The sequence below is a fragment of the Gemmatimonadota bacterium genome (assembly GCA_016712265.1).
Taxonomy (GTDB): domain Bacteria; phylum Gemmatimonadota; class Gemmatimonadetes; order Gemmatimonadales; family Gemmatimonadaceae; genus RBC101.
The window spans coordinates 387,702-408,834 of record JADJRJ010000028.1 but is presented as its reverse complement, the minus strand read 5'-3'; the positions used below and the strand labels follow the sequence as shown (position 1 = coordinate 408,834).

At 67.7% G+C, this 21,133-nt stretch carries 13 protein-coding genes; 5 read left to right on the top strand and 8 right to left on the bottom strand.

Annotated features, from left to right (window positions below; translation table 11 throughout):
* Positions 1 to 3: 3 nt before the first annotated feature.
* A complete protein-coding gene (locus IPK85_08635; GenBank protein ID MBK8247448.1) occupies positions 4 to 2,631 on the top strand; it encodes a serine/threonine protein kinase in 2,628 nt (875 codons plus the stop codon).
* A gap of 1 nt (position 2,632) precedes the next feature.
* On the opposite strand, the gene IPK85_08630 is transcribed toward IPK85_08635, so the two are convergent.
* The 3 genes from IPK85_08630 to IPK85_08620 all read right to left on the bottom strand — a co-directional run bounded on the left by IPK85_08630 (position 2,633) and on the right by IPK85_08620 (position 5,732).
* Positions 2,633 to 3,094: a DUF1499 domain-containing protein gene (locus IPK85_08630; GenBank protein MBK8247447.1), complete on the bottom strand. Its 462-nt coding sequence runs from the start codon at positions 3,092 to 3,094 to the stop codon at positions 2,633 to 2,635.
* 36 nt (positions 3,095 to 3,130) lie between these two features.
* A complete protein-coding gene (locus IPK85_08625; GenBank protein MBK8247446.1) occupies positions 3,131 to 5,047 on the bottom strand; it encodes an amidohydrolase family protein in 1,917 nt (638 codons plus the stop codon).
* A 79-nt stretch (positions 5,048 to 5,126) separates the two neighbouring features.
* Positions 5,127 to 5,732, bottom strand: a complete 606-nt coding sequence (locus tag IPK85_08620; GenBank protein ID MBK8247445.1) for an MBL fold metallo-hydrolase — start codon at positions 5,730 to 5,732, stop codon at positions 5,127 to 5,129.
* Between the two features lie 53 nt (positions 5,733 to 5,785).
* Between IPK85_08620 and IPK85_08615 the strand changes: the two genes are divergently transcribed.
* Entirely contained in the window at positions 5,786 to 6,361 is a 576-nt protein-coding gene (locus IPK85_08615) for a Uma2 family endonuclease (GenBank protein ID MBK8247444.1), read from the top strand.
* A 4-nt stretch (positions 6,362 to 6,365) separates the two neighbouring features.
* Here IPK85_08615 and IPK85_08610 read toward each other — a convergent pair whose 3' ends face one another.
* The 5 genes from IPK85_08610 to IPK85_08590 all read right to left on the bottom strand — a co-directional run bounded on the left by IPK85_08610 (position 6,366) and on the right by IPK85_08590 (position 17,558).
* Positions 6,366 to 9,278 carry a PD40 domain-containing protein gene (locus IPK85_08610; GenBank protein ID MBK8247443.1) on the bottom strand — a complete coding sequence of 971 codons (2,913 nt, stop codon included), beginning with the start codon at positions 9,276 to 9,278 and terminating at the stop codon, positions 6,366 to 6,368.
* A gap of 208 nt (positions 9,279 to 9,486) precedes the next feature.
* Complete coding sequence (locus tag IPK85_08605; GenBank protein ID MBK8247442.1) at positions 9,487 to 11,130, bottom strand: amidohydrolase family protein; 1,644 nt, start codon at positions 11,128 to 11,130, stop codon at positions 9,487 to 9,489.
* Positions 11,131 to 11,462: 332 nt separating this feature from the next.
* The gene (locus tag IPK85_08600; GenBank protein ID MBK8247441.1) at positions 11,463 to 13,805 is read right to left on the bottom strand and encodes a xanthine dehydrogenase family protein molybdopterin-binding subunit; all 2,343 of its coding nucleotides are present in this window, start codon (positions 13,803 to 13,805) and stop codon (positions 11,463 to 11,465) included.
* Positions 13,802 to 14,260 (bottom strand): (2Fe-2S)-binding protein, encoded by a 459-nt coding sequence (locus IPK85_08595; GenBank protein ID MBK8247440.1) that lies wholly within the window; start codon positions 14,258 to 14,260, stop codon positions 13,802 to 13,804. The genes IPK85_08600 and IPK85_08595 overlap by 4 nt, the downstream gene beginning before the upstream one ends.
* Positions 14,261 to 14,342: 82 nt before the next feature.
* A complete protein-coding gene (locus IPK85_08590) occupies positions 14,343 to 17,558 on the bottom strand; it encodes a PD40 domain-containing protein (protein ID MBK8247439.1) in 3,216 nt (1,071 codons plus the stop codon).
* On the opposite strand from IPK85_08590, the gene ppk2 reads away from it, so the two are divergent.
* The 3 genes from ppk2 to IPK85_08575 all read left to right on the top strand — a co-directional run bounded on the left by ppk2 (position 17,550) and on the right by IPK85_08575 (position 21,129).
* Complete coding sequence (ppk2, locus tag IPK85_08585) at positions 17,550 to 18,968, top strand: polyphosphate kinase 2 (protein ID MBK8247438.1); 1,419 nt, start codon at positions 17,550 to 17,552, stop codon at positions 18,966 to 18,968. The genes IPK85_08590 and ppk2 overlap by 9 nt on opposite strands.
* 97 nt (positions 18,969 to 19,065) lie before the next feature.
* Entirely contained in the window at positions 19,066 to 20,352 is a 1,287-nt protein-coding gene (locus IPK85_08580; protein ID MBK8247437.1) for a hypothetical protein, read from the top strand.
* A 105-nt stretch (positions 20,353 to 20,457) separates the two neighbouring features.
* A complete protein-coding gene (locus IPK85_08575; GenBank protein MBK8247436.1) occupies positions 20,458 to 21,129 on the top strand; it encodes a hypothetical protein in 672 nt (223 codons plus the stop codon).
* The last annotated feature ends 4 nt before the right edge of the window (positions 21,130 to 21,133 follow it).

Genomic DNA, 21,133 nt, shown 5'->3' with positions numbered 1-21,133 from the left:
CCCATGGACGCCGCCCGATGGGAGTTGGTCCAGGAGATCTTCCATGACGTCGTTGATCTCCCCAAGGCCGATCGCGACGCACGCCTCACCGAACGTTGTGGGAGCGACGCCACCCTCCGCGGCGAGGTGGAGGCACTGATTCGGGGAGACGCCGGCAGCGCGCCCATTGTCGACCGCACCCTGGGTGGCGTTGCCGGGGAGCTCGTCGGACGCGCGTCGTCGCTGCCCCAGCACATCTTTGGACCGTACCGCGCGACCCGATTCCTCGGCGAAGGTGGCATGGGGGTCGTCTATCGAGGGGAGCGCGCCGACCTGGACGGCGTCGCCGCCATCAAGGTGCTGCGTGACGCCAGCCTCTCGCCGGCACGCCGTGAGCGTTTTGTCGCGGAGCAGCGCACCCTCGCCCAACTCAGTCACCCCGGTATTGCCCGGTTGTTCGACGCCGGCACCCTGCCGGACGGTACGCCCTGGATCGCCATGGAGTACGTCGAGGGACTGCCACTCGATACGTATTGCGCCACGCGCCGCCCCGCGTTGCGCGACCGGCTGGGGTTGTTGCGGGACGTTTGTCGCGCGGTGCAGCACGCCCACCAGCACCTCGTGGTCCACCGCGACCTCAAGCCGTCGAACGTTCTGGTCACCGCCGCGGGCGAGGTCAAGCTGCTCGACTTCGGAATCGCCAAGCGCCTGGAGGAAGCGACGGACCCCGGGGCCACGCGCACGGGCCTGCGGCTCATGACCCCAGCCTACGCCGCCCCGGAGCAGGTGCTCGGGCGGGCGCTCTCCGTGCGCACGGACGTGTACGCGTTAGGCATGATGGCTTGGGAACTGCTCACGGGCCGGCTGCCCTTCGACCTGGCGGGAGCCAGCCCGGCGCAGGTGGAACGACTCGTGGTCGAGCATGAGCCGGGCCGCCCATCGGTCGCCGGCGCGGCCGCGGGCGTGGTGGTCAGCCGCGACCAATGGGCGGACCTGGATGTCTTCTGCCAGACCGCCCTGCAGAAGGATCCGGCACGGCGGTACGCCACGGTGGACGCCATGGCCCGCGACCTCGAGCGGTTCCTCGCGGGAGAACCCCTGGAAGCGCGCGGCGATTCGTGGAGATACCGCACGGCGAAGTTCGCGCGACGACACGCCCGCGCCGTGACCGTCACCGCCGCAGTGCTCATCGGTGGCATCAGCTTGACCTCGTTTTATACGATTCGCCTGGCGCGCGCGCGTGATGCCGCCGTGGCCGAGCAGGTGCGGGCCCAGCGGATCCAGCGATTCATGACTGACCTGTTCCGCGGACGCGATCCCGACGCGGGACCGGCCGACTCGCTGCGCGTCATCGCCCTGCTGGAGCAGGGGGTGCTGGAAGCACGCTCCCTGGACGCGGAACCGGGGGCACAGGCCGACCTGTATGAAACCCTCGGGGGGATCTACCAGCAGTTAGGTGCGATGGGGCGTGCCGACTCGCTGTTGGCGGAGGCCCGAGCGGTGTGGAACCGGGATCCCGTGACCAACCGGCGGCTGCTCGCGCACATGGACGTGTTGCTCGGCGATCTCCGCACCGACCAGGCGCGGTACGCAGATGCGGACACCCTCCTGCGCGGGGCCCTCGCCACCTTGCGCGCCCTGCCGCCCGCACCCGGCGCCCAGACCCAGGTTGGTGACGCCCTCGTGGCCCTCGGCCGATCCCTCACGGAGCGCGGGGCGCACGACACCGCCATGGTCGTGCTCGATACGGCCACGGCCCTGCTGGCCAGCGTCGCCCCGGACACACGGGAACACCTGCGCGCGATGTCCGAACTGGCCAATGCCACCTTTTATGCAGGCAACTACGACCGGGCCGACTCGCTGAACCGACAGGTCCTGACGCTCACCAAACAACTGTATGGCGAGCGCCACCCCTTGGTCGCCGAGGACCTGATGAACCTCGGCGCGACGGAGCAGGAACGCGGGAACTACAAGGAGTCGGAGCAACTCTTCCGTCAGGCCATCGACATTACCACCGCCTTCCACGGCGAGAACCATTACCGCACGGCGAGCAACGTCTTGTACCTCGGGCGATCACTCCTGCTGCAGAATCGCTACGATGAGGCGCGCGTCGCCATGCAGCGCGCGCTGGCCATCCGGGAGCGCGTCTACCCGCCGACCCATCCCACGATCGCCAACACACTCAACGAACTGGGCAGCCTGGCGATGCGCGAGGAGCGCTACGTCGCCGCGCGCACGACCTTCGAGCGGGTGCTGTCGATCTACCGGTCGGCCTACCCCGGGATGAACTTCCGCGTCGGCGTGGCCATCGCGAACCTTGGGGACACCTACCTGTACCAGAAGGACTTCCGGCGGGCGGAGGCGCACTACCGCGAGGCACTCACCCATTACATCGCGTCGCAGGGACCGGATCACCTCAACACCGGGATTGGCTACATCAAGCTGGGACGCGCGTTGATGCGCGGCGGCCGCTTCCGTGATGCCGAGCCCGAGATCCGCCGCGGGTATGCCATCGTCGCGAAGGTCGCCGAACCCACGGTAAGCTTCCTTCAGGCGGCGCGACTCGATCTCTCGATCGTGTTCGACTCGACCGCACGGCCGGACTCGGCGGCGAAGTACCGCGCCGAGCGTGAGCGCTACATCGCGAAGTAGGTCAGGGCGCGCCGAGGCGGGTCGCGATGCGCGTCATGCGCGCCCGATTCACCCCCATGTCCCCCTTCCCCAGTCGCGACGCTGAGCGAAAGCGGTAGACGCGGTTCGTGGAGTCGATGACGATCTCGACGTCGTCAATAAAGCGGAAGAGTCGGCTCGTGGATTCGGCGCGCAGGTAGCCGGGATGTTCGAGGACCACCTTGGTACGCGGCTCGGTGAGTAACGCCGCCCGGGCGGCGGCCTGAGCCGTGGTTGCGTCGCCGCTGAACGGCACCGCGGCCATCCGGTGTTCGTCATCCGTGGCTTCGGTCGAGACGCAGTTCGGCGTCGCCGGGCAGGGCGGCAGCGGACCGCCGGGAACCGCGAGGTTTCCGGGTCGCCCGTGACACGCCGCCAGGACAGCGACGACGGCGAGGCGCCATCCCGACCGGTGACGAGTGTTGTCGTGTGAGGAGGAGGACATGTGCAATCCAAGCGCACGGGCGATGCGCGATGTTCCTTACTTGAGGATAGCCCGCACCACGTCTGTCCCGAGCGCCAGGGTGACCGTCTGCGGGGCACCCTCCACGAACGGGTCCGCGCGCTCGTAGGTCAGCACAAAGGGGCGCTCCTCGCCGCTCGATCGCCGCTTCATGGTCCCGGTCACGCTTCCCCATCGTGTGCCAAGCTGGAGGACGCCCAACGACGTCGCCTCCATCACGTCACCAGACGCCGGGTCCGTGAGGCGCAGCGCCCCGGTCGCGCGGCGCGCCCCGGCGGTCTGCGACAGCGTCATCGCGAGGCGGAGCGGAACGCCGCCATCCCCGGTCGGCGTCGCCAGCCCGGAGGCTGCAAGGCGTCGTTGGGCCGTGCCGGCCGTCATGGGGCGACTGGGCATCCAGCTGCCACGGTAGAGCGCTCGCCCGCCCTTCTCCCCGGTCAGCTGGCCATCGCGATAGGTCACCTTCCCGTTCACGACGACGTGCCGGATCCCCTCGGACTTGAGCCCCGGGGATTCAAAGGTGGCGTGGTCGATCACCGTGGCGGTGTCGAAGACCGTGATGTCCGCGTGCATGCCAACGGCGAGGTAGCCGCGGTCGATCATCCCTGCAATCGTCGCGGGGAGGGCGGTCATCTTGCGGATCGCCTCTTCCCAGGTGAGGTGCTTTTGTTCGCGCACGTAGCGGCCCAGCACGCGCGGGAAGGTGCCGTAGTTGCGGGGGTGTCCCGTGGGTCCGTTCGTGGCACCGCAGTCGCACGAGACGGCCGCGCTCGGGAACTTGAGGATCTTCACGAGGTCGCTCTCGTCGCCGAACCCGAGGATGGCACGTGGGGAGCTCTTCTCCATGATCTGGACCAGTGCCTCTGCGGGAGAGGTCGTCCCGAACTCCTTCATGAAGTCGGCGAGCGTCTTCCCTGTCCCGAGGACGAGCACACCCTGCGGCCCGGTGAAGCGACCGAGCATCGTCTCGTCGGTCTCGGCGATGATCCGCTTGCGCTGCTCCGGGTCGGCGAAGCGCTTGCGCATCTCGATCGGCCCGCCGTTTTGCGCCCACCCGGGGATCGTCAGGTCCGCGAGCCCGGTCATCCCTGACAGGTAGGGGTACACATCGGCGGCGGTATACACTCCACGCCTTGAGTACGCTGCCATCTCGCTGAGCACCACGTGTCCCTGCGTGCGCTCGCGCCCCGTGACCTTCATGTGCGTGATGACCGGCACCATCCCGGACTTCTCACCGATGCGCATCGTTTCCTGCACGGCGGCCCGCGCGCTATACCGCGTTTCGGGGAGCACCCGATCGTGATTCGGGAAGTTGGTGCGCCACTTTCGCGCGGGCGACACGACCTGGACGACCTCGGCCTCTGTCGCGAAGAAACCCGGCTTGTAGTCGAGCCCCGCCGACACCGCGTAGGCGCCCGCCTCGAGGTTCGACCGGATGAGTCCCTGCATCTTCGCCATCTCGTCCGCGGTGGGCCGCCGATCGGTGGCACCGACCACGCTCGACCACACACTGTTGAATCCGACCGCCGCCCCCGCATTCAGGGCAAGGCCGGACGTATCGAGCATCTGCAGCTGGGCCTTGATGTCCAGCGGGCTGGACCCGTCGGCATTGAGGATCTCGGTCGTGACCCCCTGACTCAGCATGTTCTCGGCGATGCGAAGCCCCGGGCCGTTCGCATGACTGTGCAGGTTGATAAAGCCGGGGGTGACCATCAGGCCGCGCGCGTCGATTTCGTTGGCGGCCCGTCGGGTGGCCAGGTTTCCGATGGCCACGATGCGATCACCGCGCACCCCAACGTCGCCCGTGAAACGACGGCCCCCGCTTCCGTCCACGATCGTCCCGTTACGAATGATCAGGTCCAGGTCAGGCGGCTGTTGCCCGGCGGGCAATGAGATGAGGGCGAGCGCGGAAAGGACGGCGAAGCGAGCGAACATGGCGTGGGGCTGGCGGTGACTGCGGTAAAGTGGGGCAAGAACCGGGCGGCGGCTATCCGCGCCCGCGGCAAAGGGACGGTCAGGGGACGCCCCGCGTGACCGGGCGCACCGGCCCATGCCCGGGGTAGATCGTCGTCATCCCGCGATCGAGGAGGAGTGCCCACGACTGCTCCACCAACGCCTGCGAGGCTTCGTCAGGCATCATCGGGTTGAGGTCTCCGGTGAAAGCGACCCCATTATCGAGGAGCAGGGTGACATGATCGTCCGAGTGCCCCGGCGTGTGGAGGATTTCGCCGCCAATGTCCAACGTCTCCAGGAAGGCACGGCTCTCGGCAAGGGGCACGACCACATTGTCGTGCGTGGCGATCTCTGCGTAGCCGTCGGTTGGCTTCGTCCACTGCTTCATCGCGGGAATTGCCGCGACCTGCTCCGGGGTGACGAGCAGCTTCATGCCACGCTGCTTGAGGTCCTGCGCGGCGCCGGCGTGGTCGATGTGATAGTGCGTGGCCAGCCCGTATCGGATCTCCTTGAGCGGCACGTCCATCCGCGCGAGGTTGGCGAGGAGTGGTTGCACCATCCCCGGCCACCCCAGGTCGACGAGGAGGCGCGACGTTCCTGCGCTCACCACCCAGAAGTTGGTGGAGCGATACCCGACGTTGACGATGGTGGGGGTTCGCGCTGCCATGCCGCAAAGTTAGCGCGTGACGGCCAGCTGACGCGCCATGCGATCCTGTTGCCATGAGCGTCGACACCACACAACTTGAGGCCATGCCGGAATCGGGCCTCATGACCGCAGAGGAGCTTCTCGCCCTCAACCTGCCGGACAAGCGGACTGAGCTGATCCGTGGGCGCCTCGTCGTTCGCGAACCCGCCGGTTTCCTGCACGGCGATGTGGCCGCGCGGATTCTTGTCGCGCTTGCGGCTCATGTAAACACCAAGCGACTTGGGCGGATGCTCGCCGCCGAGACTGGATTCACGCTGGAACGCAACCCGGACACGGTTCGGGCGCCGGACGTTGCCTTTGTGCGCGCCGATCGCGTGCCCAACCCGCTCCCGCGCGGCTTCGCTGAGCTGGCCCCCGATCTCGCTGTTGAGGTGTTGTCCCCCGATGACCGACCGGGGGAAGTGCTGTCCAAGGTTGGGGCCTGGCTGCGCGCCGGCACGCGCCTCATCTGGGTCGTTGACCCGGCCAAGCGCACCGCGCGCATCTATCGTGCGGACGGTACGATCACCGAATGCCGGGGCGACGATGTTCTCGACGGTGAGGATGTCGTCCCCGGCTTCTCCAGCCCGCTCGCGGCCTTCGTCGACTGAACCGCTACTTCACCAGTTCGCGCACGTCGTACACCTTGCCGTTGGCAATCGTGTAGCGCACACGTGCCGTCGTGCGGATGTCCTCGAGCGGATTGCCGTCGACAATCGCCAGGTCCGCCAGCTTTCCGGCCGCGACGACCCCCGCATCGAGCCCAAGCATCTCCGCACTGTTGACCGTGGCCGTGCGAATCGCTTCCCACGGGGTCATCCCGGCCAGGACGTACGTGTACAACTCGCCATGCAGGGTGGCGGCGTTCGGGGTATCCGTGCCGGCCACGACCCGCGTGCCAGCGCGCATCAGCCCCATCACCATTTGCCCTCCGGCGTTCACGTCGATCGCTCCCGGCGGGGCGCCTCCACCTCCCCCTCCACCGCGCGTCGGGCGCAGCCACCCCGGGTACAGCCGGAAGCGCGGATCGCCAACCAGCGTGGTGTCCTCCTCCATCAACCGGCGCATGCCACCGCCGCCTAACGCGAGTGTCGGCGTGATGGGCATCCCCGACGCAGAGAAGAGTTTCGCCACGTCTTCGTAGGAGCGCTGGAGGGTCGCGGCCTTGGGCGAGTAGCCGCGGCGACTCGTCCCGGTCGTATGCTCCGTGCCATCGATGCCGGAGAGCGCCGAGGGGTAGATCTCGTGCGATGCCGCCGGGATGCCCGCCGCATGCGCGAAGTCAATGATGCGTTTCTGCTTGAGGTCCGGCATGCGCACGTAGCTCTTCACCATGTCAAAGCCGAGCGCCTTCGCGCGCTCCAGTTCGAGGCCAAGGTGCGCGTCACTGGAAACGGCCACGGCCATCTTGTAGTAGACGCGCTGCCATTCCATCAGGTAGCCGGAGACGAACAGCCGCGGGCCGGGGCGCACCCCACTCTCGATCGCTTCACGATCTTCCACGGCCTCATACGGCGTGCCTCCCGGCGAGCGCACTGTGGTGACCCCGAAGCCGAGGTACGCCCGCATCGACGCCTCTCCCAGGTCCTTCTGCAGGTGCGTGTGGAACTCGATCAGCCCCGGCATCACTGTGAGCTGTGAGGCATCTACAACCCGCGCCCCCCGCAGGTTGGCCGCAGCGTGCGGCACCACCCGTTCGATCCGGTTGCCATTGATGATGATGTCCACGTTTGTGCGTGGTGTTTTCGCGACGCCATCGATCAGCCGTCCCGCGTGCACCACGACCCGGCCGGTCGGGATGCTCGGCGTATAGGTGAGACGGACCGGCACATCGCGGACCGACCCCGTCTCGGTGTCCAGCAGGCGCAACTTGTCGTTGGACTGATAGAGGACATGACGCCCGTCGCCACTCCACGTCGGATGGTGGGCGATCTCCGTGGTGAGTCGGCGCGGGGGGCCGAGGGGCGCCCCGTCGTGTCCGACCGGGACAAGGTTCAGCTGTCCTTCATAGATCACGGCGAGTTGCGTCCCATCGGGGGACCAGGCCGGCCCCGCTCCCACGCGGGAGTCGATCGAGAGGTGCTTGACCGGGGTGTACCACGTGTCATCGCCGCCCGTGGACGCGATCGACAGCAGCTGGTTCGTCCCTTCGCGGAAACGTGCTGCATAGCGCTCGAGCGCGGCGATCATGACGCGGGAGCCATCGAGCGACCAGGTGGGGGCCCCGGGGCCGAACATCTGGTCGTGGATCTTCGTCACCTTGCCCGTCGCCACCTCGACGACATGCACCGACGCGGCACGCCAGATTCCATCCACATCGAGGAACGCGATGCGTTGCCCGTCGCGCGACCAGGCCGCGCCCATCGCGCTCGTCGGTTCGGTCGTGAGGCGGCGGTTCTCCCCGGTTTGTGTATCGTGGATCCACAGGTCCAGGAGTGACCCGCCTGCGCGATCGCTCGACCAGACGATGTACCGACCATCGGGAGACCACGACGCCTCGGTATCGAGGAAGTGATCGTTCGTGATGTTGCGCGGGGTACCGCCGACCGGCATCACCCACAGGTCGCCTAACGCGGTGAAGGCGACCTGCTTCGCATCAGGAGAGAGTGATGGCGCCACGATCCCGCGTGCTGGCCGCGGCGCGCGGCTGGAGACGTCGCGCACCCGGCGGGTGTAGCGCGCCCTCGTCACCGTCAGGGACGCCGTGAACGGGATGGTGCGAGCCTCCCCGCTCATCCCACGCCGCCGGATCTTGCCGTCGGACACATAGACGATCTCACCATCGGCGATCCAGCCCGCACGAAAGGCAAAGGCATTCTCGGCGCCGGTCAGCGCCTGGCCGTCCACCTCGAGTCGCGAGGCGCCCTGGGCCGTGGCGTGATAGACGATCCGCCCGTTGCGCCCCCATGACGGCGCGTCGTATCGCCCGGCGGCGGTGGTGATGGCGCGTTCGGCGCCAGTCGTCAGGGCGACAGCCATGACACTGCCCCGGCCACCACGCGTCCCCACAAAGGCCAGCTCGCGACCGTCCGGCGACCAGGTCGGCATGTAGTCGTCGCCGGCGTCCTTCGTGACCTGGCGCAGCGCCTGGGTCTCGAGGTCGAGGGTCCAGATATCGTAGCTGCCGCTGCGATCCGAGGAGAATGCGACGTAGCGACCGTCGGGACTCCACGCGGGTTCGCGGTCGTCGTACGGGCCCCAGGTCAGCTGGCGCTGCGTGGTCCCGTCGGCATTGATCGCCCAGATGTCATACCCGCCGTCGCGGAACCCCTGGAAGGCGATGGCACCTCCGTCCGGCGACCAGGTGGGCTGGCGTGCGTCGTTGTACTCGTCCGTGAGTCGCTTCGCCTCACCGCCCGTCGCGGGCAGGAGCCAAATGCTCCCCTGCAGGTCGATGGCCAATTGCCGTCCATCCCGCGACGCGGCAACCGACATGGAAGTTCCCTCGGTGACCGTCACGGTCGCCGTGGTCGACGGCTGCGTGGTGACGACCGCGAGGGCGGCCAGGACGAGGGTGCGCGTTGCCATCGGGTTCATGGGATCAGGTGCGGTACACGTTGTATGACTTCGACTGCATGACGGACATAGGCACTAACGACTCCGTGCGTGGACGCCCGGCGAGACCGTGCGCTGGCGCAGATGCGACACAGAAGGCACAGGGTCCCCACGGGTCGCGGGATCGGACCCCCGCGCCGCCGTGCTTCCCGTGCTGCTCCCGTCTCGTGCTGCCCGTGCTTCACGTTGTTTCCTTTGCGCCGCCCACCGACGCCAACACTCGCCCCGCCCCCACCCCTTCGCGCTCCCCACCGCGCAGCGCGACCTTGCCGTTCACCACCACCAGCGCGATCCCCACCGGATACTGGAAGGGCTGCTCATACGTGGCGCGATCCGCCACCGACTCGGCGTCGAAGACGACCACGTCCGCCGCCATCCCGGTCGCGATCCGTCCGCGATCTGCCAGGCGAACGCGCGCGGCAGGGAATGCGGTCATCTTCTGGAGTGCCTGCCGGAGCGTCAGTGCCTTCCGCTCGCGGACGTACGTGGCGATGACGCGCGGAAACGATCCGCCCCCGCGCGGGTGCGGGCTCCCGCGCCGCGTGGGACCGTCGATGGCGTAGGCCCCGCCGTCGGAGCAGACCATGCCTAACGGGTGAGCCAGGATCCGGTCGAGGTTCTCCTCGCTCATCGCAAAGCCGACCATCCCGACGCTCCCCGCGTTCCGTTTGAGCATCGCGACGGTGACATCGTACGGATCACCCCCCCGCGCCGCCGCATACTGCCCCATGCGCTTGCCCTCGGCCGCTCGATCCGACGCGTCCCGTACCGACGCGACCATCACGTTGTCCCACCCGCCGATGAGATCGACCTTCGCCAGGGCCTCCTGCTTGATCCGCGCACCGGTCGACGGATCGTCGAGTCGCTTGAGGAACGCCTCCGTGCCACCGTCGCGACTCCACACGGGAAAGAGGTTCGTCAGTCCGGTCTGGTAGGCGATCCAGGGGTACCGATCGAAGGCGATGTCCATCCCCGCGCGCTTGACTTCGTCGACGAGCGCGAAGACCTCATCGAGCTTGGCCCAGTTGCGCGGCCCCTGTGTCTTGAGGTGTGAGACCTGCAGCCCGCACCTGGCCCCGCGCGCGACAGCGATCGACTCGCGAATGGAGTCGAGCAGGCGGTCGTCCTCGTTGCGCATGTGCGTCGCGTAGACCAGGCCGCGGGCGGCCAGCGGCCGGCAGAGCGCAATCAGTTCGGCCTCGGAGGCAAATGCGCCCGGCGTGTATTCCAGCCCGGACGACGCACCCACCGCCCCTTCCTGCAACGCGCGGCGCACCATACCAACCATGCGCTGCAGCTCGGCGGGTGTCGCCGGCCGGTCGTCATCACCCACGACCGCGCCGCGCACGCTCCCCAGGCCGACCATCGTCGCCACGTTGCACGACGGCTTGAGCGCCGCGGTCGTGCGACGCCACACGGCCACGTCCCCGGGATCCCGCCCACGTGAGCTTCCGTCCTGGCCGACGATGATGGTCGTGATTCCCTGGCGGATCACCGACTCCGCCCGTGGGTCCTCGGCCAGCGTGCCATCCCCATGGGAGTGGATGTCGACGAAGCCGGGAGCCACGGCGAGGCCGCGGGCATCAACCTCGTCGCGCGCCCGACCGCCGAGTCGACGCTGAAGGGCCACGATCCGACCCGCCCGAATCCCGAGGTCGAGTTCCCGCGGGTCATTGCCCATCCCATCGAAGACGTTCCCGCCCCGGATGACCAGATCAAACGCCGCCGGTTGTGCCACGATGGCGGTTGCGCCCAGCACCGTCCCGACGGCCGCGGCGGAGCCAGCGGCCAGGAAGTCACGCCGAGTCGGGGAACGGTCACTCATGGAGGACGGGTGGTAGGAGCGCGGCCATTGTGCCCCCACGGCCCGCACTGCGCAAGACGGGGATGGCCCGCCAATAGTGGCGTTCCACCGGGCGGAAACGCCGCGTCCCCCCCCCCCCGCCCCCCCCCCCCCCCCCCGCCTTCAGGTGAACGTTGGTGATTGGCCTTTGCCGCCTGAATGGCTTCTTGGGCGAATGGGCGGTGCGTGGCGGGCAGCGCACTTACCGTCTGGGACCGGCGGGACCCGCTCACGCTCGTCGCGCGTCTGGTCTTGGTGCCAGCCCCCTCGTGGCTCACCGCTCCAGCGCCACACGATGCGCATGACGCGTCGCACTACGCCCCGTCTTCCGTCGCCCGCGTCGACCAGCCCGCGAGCTGCCGCGCGACCGGGAGTTCCCGCACCCGCGTACCGGTCGCCGCAAAGATCGCGTTGGCGATCGCACCGCACGCCGGCGGCACTCCCGGTTCCCCGATGCCCCCGGGGAGTCCCTCGCTCTCGACGACATGCACGTCCACCGTACGCGGCGCCGCGCGCATGCGCGCCACCTGGTAGTCGCGGTAGTTCGACTGCACGACCTTGCCCTGCGCGTAGGAGATCTCGCTGTGGAGCACGTTGCTCATCGCCATGATGATGGCGCCTTCCATCTGCGACTTCGCCCGATCGGGATTGGCGACGAACCCGGCGTCCACCACCGCCCATGCCTTGGGGACGTTCACGGTGCCGTCGGCGAGCACCTCCACCTCGACGACCATCGCGACATACGACAGGAAGGAACGGTGCACGGCGATGCCGCGCCCACGTCCGCGCGGCAGCTTCTCGCCCCAGTTGGAACGCTGCATCGCAAGGCGTAGCACGTTCTTCGCCCTCGCCGTATCGAGCGGGTAGTCGGTCCAGGCGGCACCGTAGTAGTTCTCCGGTGCGCCCACCAATGCCCCCTTCGACAGGTCCACCTGCCGATCAGAGCCGATCAGGTCGAGAAGAAACTGTCCGGTGTCCTTCCCCGTCGCACGGGCCAGCTCGTCGACAAACGATCCGATGGCAAACCCATGGTGAATCGCGTTCACCGAGCGGAACCAGCCGATGCGGGTGTGGGCACGCGCCGGACAGACCTCGACACTCACGTTCGGGATCTCCCAGGGAAGGTCCGACGCGCCATTGATCAACTCATCGGGCGTTGGCCCAGGCACGTCCGGCGCAAAGGTCGAGCTGATCGACGGGTACGCCGACCGATGCAGCCAGGCCGTCACCTTGCCATTCGCATCGAGCCCGGCTTCCAGGTGGTGCGCGGCCACCGAGTGGTAATACGAGTTCTTCAGGTCGTCCTCGCGCGTCCACTGCACCCGCACTGGCGCCCCGACCTCGCGCGACAGGAAGGCGGCCTCACAGGCGAAGTCCGGCTTGGACTTCCGGCCAAAGGCCCCGCCAAGCAGGGTGACGTTCACGGCGACATTCGCCACGTCCACCTTGAGGAAGGCGGCCAGGGTCGTCCGGGCGTCCATTGGGCTCTGGACCGGGGCCCACACTTCCACCTTGCCGTTGGCAACGTTGGCAATGGCGGCGACCGGCTCCATCTGTGCATGCGACAGGTGCGGCATGTAATAGTTGGCCGTCACCTTCCGCGTCGCACGGCCCAGCGCGGCGGCGACATCGCCTTCCTTTCGCCCCGGCTTGCCCGGCTGCAACACGCTGGCTTGCAGGGTGGCCTTGTAGGCCTTTGAGTCGTAGGCCGCGTTCGCCCCGCTCGTCCAGGTGACCTTGAGGGCGTCGCGCCCGCGGATCGCGGCCCAGGTGTTCTTCGCGATCACCGCGACCCCGCCCGTCGGCAGGAAAGTCGCCGGCATCGGTGAGTTGGGGATGCGCACCACCCGCTCCACCCCCGGCACCTTGAGGGCGGCGGTGTCGTCTACCGTCGCCACCGTGTCGCCCCAGATCGGCGGCCGAGCGACCACGGCCACTTTCATTCCCGGCAAGATCACATCCGCGCCGTATTTGGCGGTGCCCGTCGTCATCGCGACCAGGTCGATCCCAGGCATCTTCTTGCCCTGCCAGCGCCGCTCGGCCGGTGCCTTCACCCGCACGCTCTCCTTCGCGGGCATCGGCAGCGTGCGCGCGGTGGCCACCAGGGAGCCAAACGACTTGCTGCGCCCCGACGCGCGGTGCACCACGGCGCCGTTCTGCGCAGCCACCTCGCTCGCGGCGACGCCCCATTCCTTCGCCGCCGCATCCTCGAGCAGTGCCCGGACCGTCGCCCCGGCCTCGCGATACTTGAACAGGAAGTCCCGGATGCTCGTTGAGCCATCCGTGTTCTGCGACCCGTATTTCGCATCGCCCTGCGCCTGCTCCACTCGGCATTTCGCCCAGTCCGCCTCCATCTCGTCGGCGATGATCATCGGCATTGTCGTGCGGATCCCCTGCCCCATCTCCGATCGGTGACAGGTGAGGGTCACGGTGCCATCGTCCGCGAGTCGGACGTAGACGTGTGCGTCCCACGGGTCCGCGGAGGTGTCGAGCGCCCCCACGGTGTCGAGTCGACGCAGTCCGCCGGGGCCGGCGACGAAGACGAGACCGCCAAGGCCCAGCAGCTTGAGGGCGGTGCGGCGGCCCGCATCCACGGTGGAATCACCCGCGACCGGCGAAGGGGTCGCGCCCCACGGAAGAAAGGAGGGGGTGCTCATGCGTTCTTCTCCGCGGCCGCCTTGATGGCTTGCCGGATGCGAGGATAGGTCCCGCAGCGACAGATATGGCCGTTCATGGCGGTGTCGATCTCCGCGTCCGTCGGGTTCTTGCGTGTAGCGAGCAGGCTCGCTGCTTGCATGATCTGTCCGGCCTGGCAAAAGCCGCACTGCGGAACGTCGATTTCGCGCCACGCCACCTGCAGCGGATGTTCACCCGCGGGGTCCAGCGCCTCGATCGTCAGGACCGTCGCCCCTTGCAGGTCGGCCATCCGCAGCTGGCACGATCGGGCGGGGCGCCCCGCCACGTGCACCGTGCAGGCGCCGCACTGGGCGATGCCGCACCCGTACTTGGTCCCGGTGAGCGCGAGTTCGTCGCGCAGGTACCAGAGGAGGGGCATGGTGGGATCGCCGTCGAAGCTCCGACGGGATCCGTTGACGGTCAGTGAGATAGCCATGGGGCCACTCCAATGTTGGCGTGCACGGAACGATCAATCAGGATGCTGGGCTCCTCAAACCTACCACGGGCAACTCCTCATGCTACTGCGACACCCGTGGCGTCGCCGCCCGCAGCATCTTCATCGCCTCCTCGATCGCCACCTTGAGTTCGCGGTCAACCTTCTTTGCCGCCTCATTGGGCGTGTTCTCCACCCACACATCCGGTGGCACGCCATAGTTCTCCAGGTTCACCCCGTAATTGTTGGGCTTGGTCGGGTCATAGGTGATCACGAGCGACCCCGGCGTGCGGATTGACCCGCCGTTGAGCAGCGGGTAGCTCCCGGTCGCGATCACCGCTGCCGCGGTCGGGTTCCCGACGATTCGGCCCAACCCCAATTGCCGGAAGCCCATCGGCGTCACCTCGGAATCGGACCCCGACCGGTGATTGACCAACATCACCTTGGGCCCCGCGATCGCCTGCCGCGGGCGTCGCCCCCAGGTGCGCGCACCGGTGCGCTGGTTCCAGAACTGGTACGGCCGCCGCTCGAGGATGTCGATCAACTCCTGGTCGATGTTCCCCCCGCCGTTGTACCGGATGTCGACAATGATCCCCTTGGCATTCGAGTACTGGTCGATCTCATTGCGAAATCGGGCGAGCGACGGCTGGTTCATCGAACGGATGTGGACATAGGCGATGTCCCCATTGGTCGCCGCCTTCACTTCGTCCCGGTTCCGCGCCACCCACTCCTCGTACTTGATGTCGGTGAGTGACGCAACGCTCGCGATCCGCACGCTCTTCGCATTCTCCCCGCCCGGCGTCTTCGCATAACGCACGGGGATCCACTCATTCATCGTCGTGCTCAACACCTTCCAGTAGTTGTCCCCGGCCTTGAGCTCGGTGCCATCCACCGCCAGCACGTAGTCGCCCACGGCCAGGTCGATCCACTCCTTGTCCGCCGGCCCGTCCCGATAGATGTGCGACACCCGATACCGACCGTTCGCCGGCTCCAGCTCGAAGCCGAGGAAGCGCGTTCGATAGGTCGCCGGCATCGGACGCGTCGGCGGGCCGCTGACCCCGGTATGCGACGCATTCAGCTCGCCGATCATCTCGTTCGTCAGGTCGTACAGATCCTCGTTCGTCCCAACGAACGGCAGCAGTGGCCGATACCGCGCGCGAATCGCGTTCCAGTCGTAGCCGTGCATCTTCTCGTCATAGAAGCGGTACTTCATCACCCGCCACGACTCCTCGAAGACCTGATTCCATTCAGCGCGCCGATCCACACGGACCGGAAAAGTGAAGTTCACCCGTTCGGGACGCTGCGGGTTGGCGATGGCGAAGCGATGCACCTCGAACCCGGCGGCCGCCTCCCCGTCCTCGGCCCGCGGCGTGTTCCGGAAGAACACCGTGCGACGATCCGTGCTCGGCACCATCAGGCTGAACACACCCTGCGCCACCCGTCGCCGGTCGCGCCCGTCGATGGTGACGGAATACAGCCCGGCATCGGGATTGTCGGTGCCGGCTGCGGGCTGCTGTCCACCACCCCCGAAGCCACCGCCCGCACCCTGGGAGAAGTACACGGTGCGCCCGTCACGCGAGAGGAAGAACGCGCTGACCGCCGTCCCGCCGCGGGTGAGCTGCACCACCCGCCGGTCGATCCCCGCGACGTCTATACGGAGAGCAGCGGCAGTTGCCGCTGCGGTGTCGCGCGTGGTCGCTCCGGCACGGCGGGCGCGCGCCAACGGATCGTTCGGGTCCTCCGTGAGCCGAGCGAGCGAGACGGCAAAGAGCTGCACCACGCCGTTCGCGCGATTCGACGTGAACACCAGCGTGCGCCCATCGGGGGTCAGGGCCGCGTTCGCCTCGTTGAACGGATTCTGCGTGAGATTGTATTCGCGCTTCGCCGCGATGTCGTAGGCAAACACGTCGGCCTGCTGGTCATCATCACGCTTGATGTAGACCAGCCAGCTCCCGTCGGCGGCGTACTGCACGTTGCTGAATCCTCCCGCCTGGTTGAAGGCGATCTCCCGCGCCGCGCCACCGGTCACGTCCACCTCGAAGAGGCGATTGGCCGCGGTGTATGCGACCTTCGCTGAGTTCGGCGCCCAGGTTAGCTCCGCCTTTACGGACTCGTGCGTCGTGAGCTTGCGCTTCGTGCCGGTGGCAATCTCCGTCACCCACACTTCCTCCTCGCCCGACTCGTCCGAGACATACGCCAGATGCCGGCCGTTTGGTGCGTACACCTGGGAGCGTTCGCGCCACGGGGAGTTCGTCAGCTGCAACTTGTCTCCCACCCCGGCCTCGACCGGCACGATGACGATCTCGCCATGGAAGTCCACGGCCATGGCCGTGCCATCTGGTGCCACCGAGAAGCCCTCGGCGCGGTGGTTCGTCGTCACGACCTGCGTGTCGCTCTCCTTGGGGTCGAAGGCCAGGGTGATCGGCACCTTGCGCGACTGTCCGCTGGCGACCTCCAGGGTCCACAGCTCGAAGTTGTTCTCATAGATGATGCGGCGGCCGTCCGGCGAGATCGCCGGGAACTGCACCCCATCGTCGTTGTGTCTCGTTACCTGCTGGGCATTGCCCCCAGCCGGGTCTATGCGCCAGATGTTGAACGTCCCGTCACGCTCGGAGGCAAAGTAGAGTTTGCCATCCGCGCCCCACATCGGGTGCACGTCGTTCACGTGTCCCTTGTACTGCTGCAGGTCGGTGTCGGTGATCTCGCGGATGTCACCCGTGCGCAGGTCCTGCACGGCGAGGTCGCCGGAATTGTTGCCGCGGTAGCCCTTGCGCCAGTAGGTCGGCAACACGCGGTTGAAGGCCACCGCCGTCGCGTCCTGCTTGATCATCCCGGCCCGGCCGATGTCCATCGCCATCGGCGTCGGCACCGTCCCATCGAGTGGCAGGCGATAGAGCGGCGATCCCCAGGCCAGGGTGCCGCGGGACGACGTCATGATGATCGCGGTACCATCCGGCGTGAAATACAGCGCCTGGTCATCACCCGAGTGGTAGGTGAGTTGCCTGGGTTCCCCACCCGCCGCCGGAATCACATAGACGTCGTTGTTCCCCGCGCGATTCGACGTGAAGGCGATCCACTGGCCGTCGGGGGAGAAGCGGGGGGAGAAGTCCCGGGCCACGTGTGCCGTCACTCGCCGAGGGTTGGCGCCATTCCCGTCCGCGAGCCAGATGTCGTCCGCGTAGGTGAAGGCGATGCGGCCGTCGTTCGCCACATGGGCATACCGGACGAACTTCGTCGCGGATTGGGCGTCGGCGATGGGGGCCGAGAGGGCCAGGAGGGCGAGGAGGCAGCGATGGCGCACGGGAGGCCTTCGGGTTGGATTGGGCTCCACCACGTTGCCCCCCCGTCCCGAGCCGACGCAAGCCAACATCGGATTCGCGGCGTGGTCGCGCCCCCGGCTAGCGTCTTCTCACGATTGGACTGGCTTCGCGGCGGAAGCGCATTCGTCGGTCAGCGCCCGACACGTGGTGGGGTAGACGCTGACACTGGGGTCCGGCCGGCGGGGCGATGCTACCGGGATAGCCCCGGCGTGCCCGGGAGGAGGTTGCCTGTGAATGCCAGCACCAACGGAAAACGCCCCGCCAGCCAACGCCCTCGGCCCAAACCCCGCGCCCGGCGCGTCGCAGCGGGTGACATCGCTCCGTCCCTGACGGCGCGCGGCATTGAGCGATTCGCCGTCACGGAGGCGGAGTCTGCCGCCATCGAGTCCAAGGCAACCGCTGTCCAGGACATCATCGCCGGCCCACACGCGGTGGATCGTCGTCAGCTCGCCACGTCACTCCAGGCGATCGCAGATGGCGTTTCCCCTGACGACGCCGCCGCCCTCCGGCGAGCACTCCGGGACAAGTCCCGGCTGGCTCACCTGGACACGATGAATGCGGACGAGGAGCTCGCCCCCGATTGGCGGAACGGGGGATATCCGTACAAGAACCTGATGTCCCGGAAGGCGTACGAACGCCAGAAATACGGCTTGCAGGTGGAGCTCTTGAAGCTGCAAGCCTGGGTGAAGGCCACGGGGCAGAAGGTCGTGGTGCTCTTTGAGGGTCGCGACGCTGCCGGCAAGGGGGGCACGATCAAGCGGTTTATGGAGCACCTCAATCCTCGCGGCGCACGCGTGGTGGCCCTGGAGAAGCCCAGCGAGGTGGAACGCGGCCAGTGGTACTTCCAGCGGTATGTGCAGGAGCTGCCCACGGCCGGCGAAATCGTGCTCTTCGACCGCTCCTGGTACAACCGCGCCGGGGTAGAGCGGGTGATGGGCTTCTGCACAGCGGACGAATACGCAGAGTTCATGCGGCAGGCGCCGGAGTTCGAGCGCAACCTCGTGCGCAGCGGGATCCACCTGATCAAGTACTGGTTCTCGGTGAGCCGCACGGAGCAGCGCCGCCGATTCAAGGAGCGCGAGGCACACCCGCTCAAGCATTGGAAGCTCTCCCCGGTCGACAAGGCCTCGCTCGACATGTGGGACGAGTACACGCGCGCCAAGGAGGCGATGTTCTTCCACACCGACACCGCCGACTCCCCCTGGACCGTGATCAAGTCGGACTGCAAGAAGCGCGCGCGCCTCAACGCGATGCGCTACGTCCTGCTCAAGTTGCCCTACACCGGAAAGGACATCACGGGCATCGGCCCGGTGGATGGCATGCTGGTGGGACGGGCGAACATTGTCTACGAGCGCGGGGAGCGCCCGGAGGTGACGGCCGGCGTTCCGTGATGGGCCGCGGGTGACGGCTGGTCCCGCACTACTGGACGCCCTCGCCGGCGCGCGACAGACTTGAGCTGTCACTGGCAACCCCCTTTTGGGAGGATCCATGCGCGCCCTGCCCCTCGCCGTGCTCGCCCTCTCCGCGGCCAGTTGCCGCTCGACCGCGCCGACGCCCACCGGCCAGCTGGTCTCCGTGCATTCCGTGGAGCGAGTCCCCATCTCGGGGCCGGCGGACACGACCGTGCGCGCCCGAGCCATGCGGGAAGGGCAACGGCGTGCCGCAGAGGCCGCGGAACGAACGCGGCTGATCACCGTCTCCCCTCAACAGCTCACCATGACCGTGGGGGAGTCCCTCCCGTTCAGCGCGCTACGCATCGCGGCCATGGATTCCCTGCAACAGCCGGTCGACGGCTTCGCCCCAAATTTCTCCATGCAGGACAATACGATCGCCTCCCTGCGCGGGGGACAGATCCTGGCGCTCGAGCCGGGGACAACCAACCTCCGGGTGAGTGCCGCCACCTTCCCCCCCTCACCCAATCCCGCCGCGCAGCGCCCCCGCACCGTTCTGGTCCCGATCACCGTCACTGCCGCCGCGCTGCGCACCACGGTCACCCGCGCGCCGGTTCCGGTGGATTCCATGGTCCCCGTGGAGCTCGTCCGCTACCTCGTCAACAACGCGCGCCTCTCGGTAGGCCAGCCCATCGCGGCCCTCGATGCCGCGACCCTTCGCGACGCGTACGTGCACGGCTCGCTGTTCGGCATGGGCGGCGGGACGACGATCGCCTCGTATCCATGGACACGACGCGCAACGCTGGACTCCGTACGGCGTCGGCTTGAGGCTGCTGGATGGGGACCTCTCCCAGCCCCGCCAAACGCCACGGAGCTGCCCGGCTTCCAGAGTAGCAACATGAGCATGGGGGTCAGTGGCACCGCGTTCTGTCGCCAGCGCGAGATGATGGCGTTGCGCGTCACGGAAGCCCGCGGCACCGAGACGGTGATCACCTTCAGTCACCAGGGCGCCCAGATGCGCGGCCCCTGCGACCCCACCGCTCGGCAGATGTCGAGCAGCGCCGCGAACCTGATCCCCTCCCTCAGCGCGCTCCCCGGAGAGCCTACGATGGGTGGCGGACGTGGCGGGAGCAGCGATGACGGGTACTCCGAGGCGCGGATCATGAGCGCCGTGCCCGTCAACGAGGTGATCGATCACTATGCCCGGCAGCTGCAGGCCGCGGGATGGACTCCTGTGGAGCGCACCGGGGTTACGGGCGTCGCTATCGCGACCTACACCTTTCGCGACTCCACCGCCCGGCCATGGGGCGGCGTCCTGTCCGTCACCACCACCCCAGGGGCCAACCGCACCGACGTCCGGCTGTCAGTCCGACACACGCCGTAGTCGCGACCAGGCGGCCGTCCGGGGGAGGGGCGACCGAGCTGGCCCTTCGCGGGTACAATGGCGCTTGCCTACCTTTCACCCTCCCTCGGACAAGGACCACCGCCAATGCGCCGTATTGCTGCTGCCGCCAGCCTGCTGCTCGCCACCACTGTCACCGCCCAGGACGCCGATCGCTCGGTTGCGGGCGGCGGAATCAAGGTCGCCGGCTGGATGGGGCGCGTGGACGAACGCCCTGCCAAGCAGGGCAAGACCGTCAACGACTCGAAGTTCGAGAAGGTCGGCAACGACTTCATGCTCAAGGTCGGCCCGGCCGGGATTTTCTGGAACGATGCCAGCACCGCCTCAGGTGACTACACCGTCAAGGCCGCCTTCTCGGAAAAGGCCATGAAGGCGCAACATCCGCACTCGTACGGCGTCTTCATTGGCGGCAATGACCTGAACGACGAGACCAAGCAGACTTTCGCCTACTGCATCGTCTACGGCACGGGCAAGTACTCCATCAAGTACTTCAATGGCTGGAAGGTCACCTCGGCCGCCGAGATGGTCGAGCATGCGGCCATCAAGAAGGCGGACGCCAAGGGTGACGCGACCAATGAAGTCGGCTGGCGCGTGAAGGGCGGCTCCGCGACGTGCGTGGTCAACGGGCAGGACGTGAAGACCCTGACGTCCGCCGAGCTGGTGGGTGCCGGCAAGCTCGCGTCGCTGAACGGCAAGTACGGCTATCGCGTGAGCCACAACGTGGACCTCTCGGTGACTCCGCTCGCCGCCGGCAAGTAGTTGA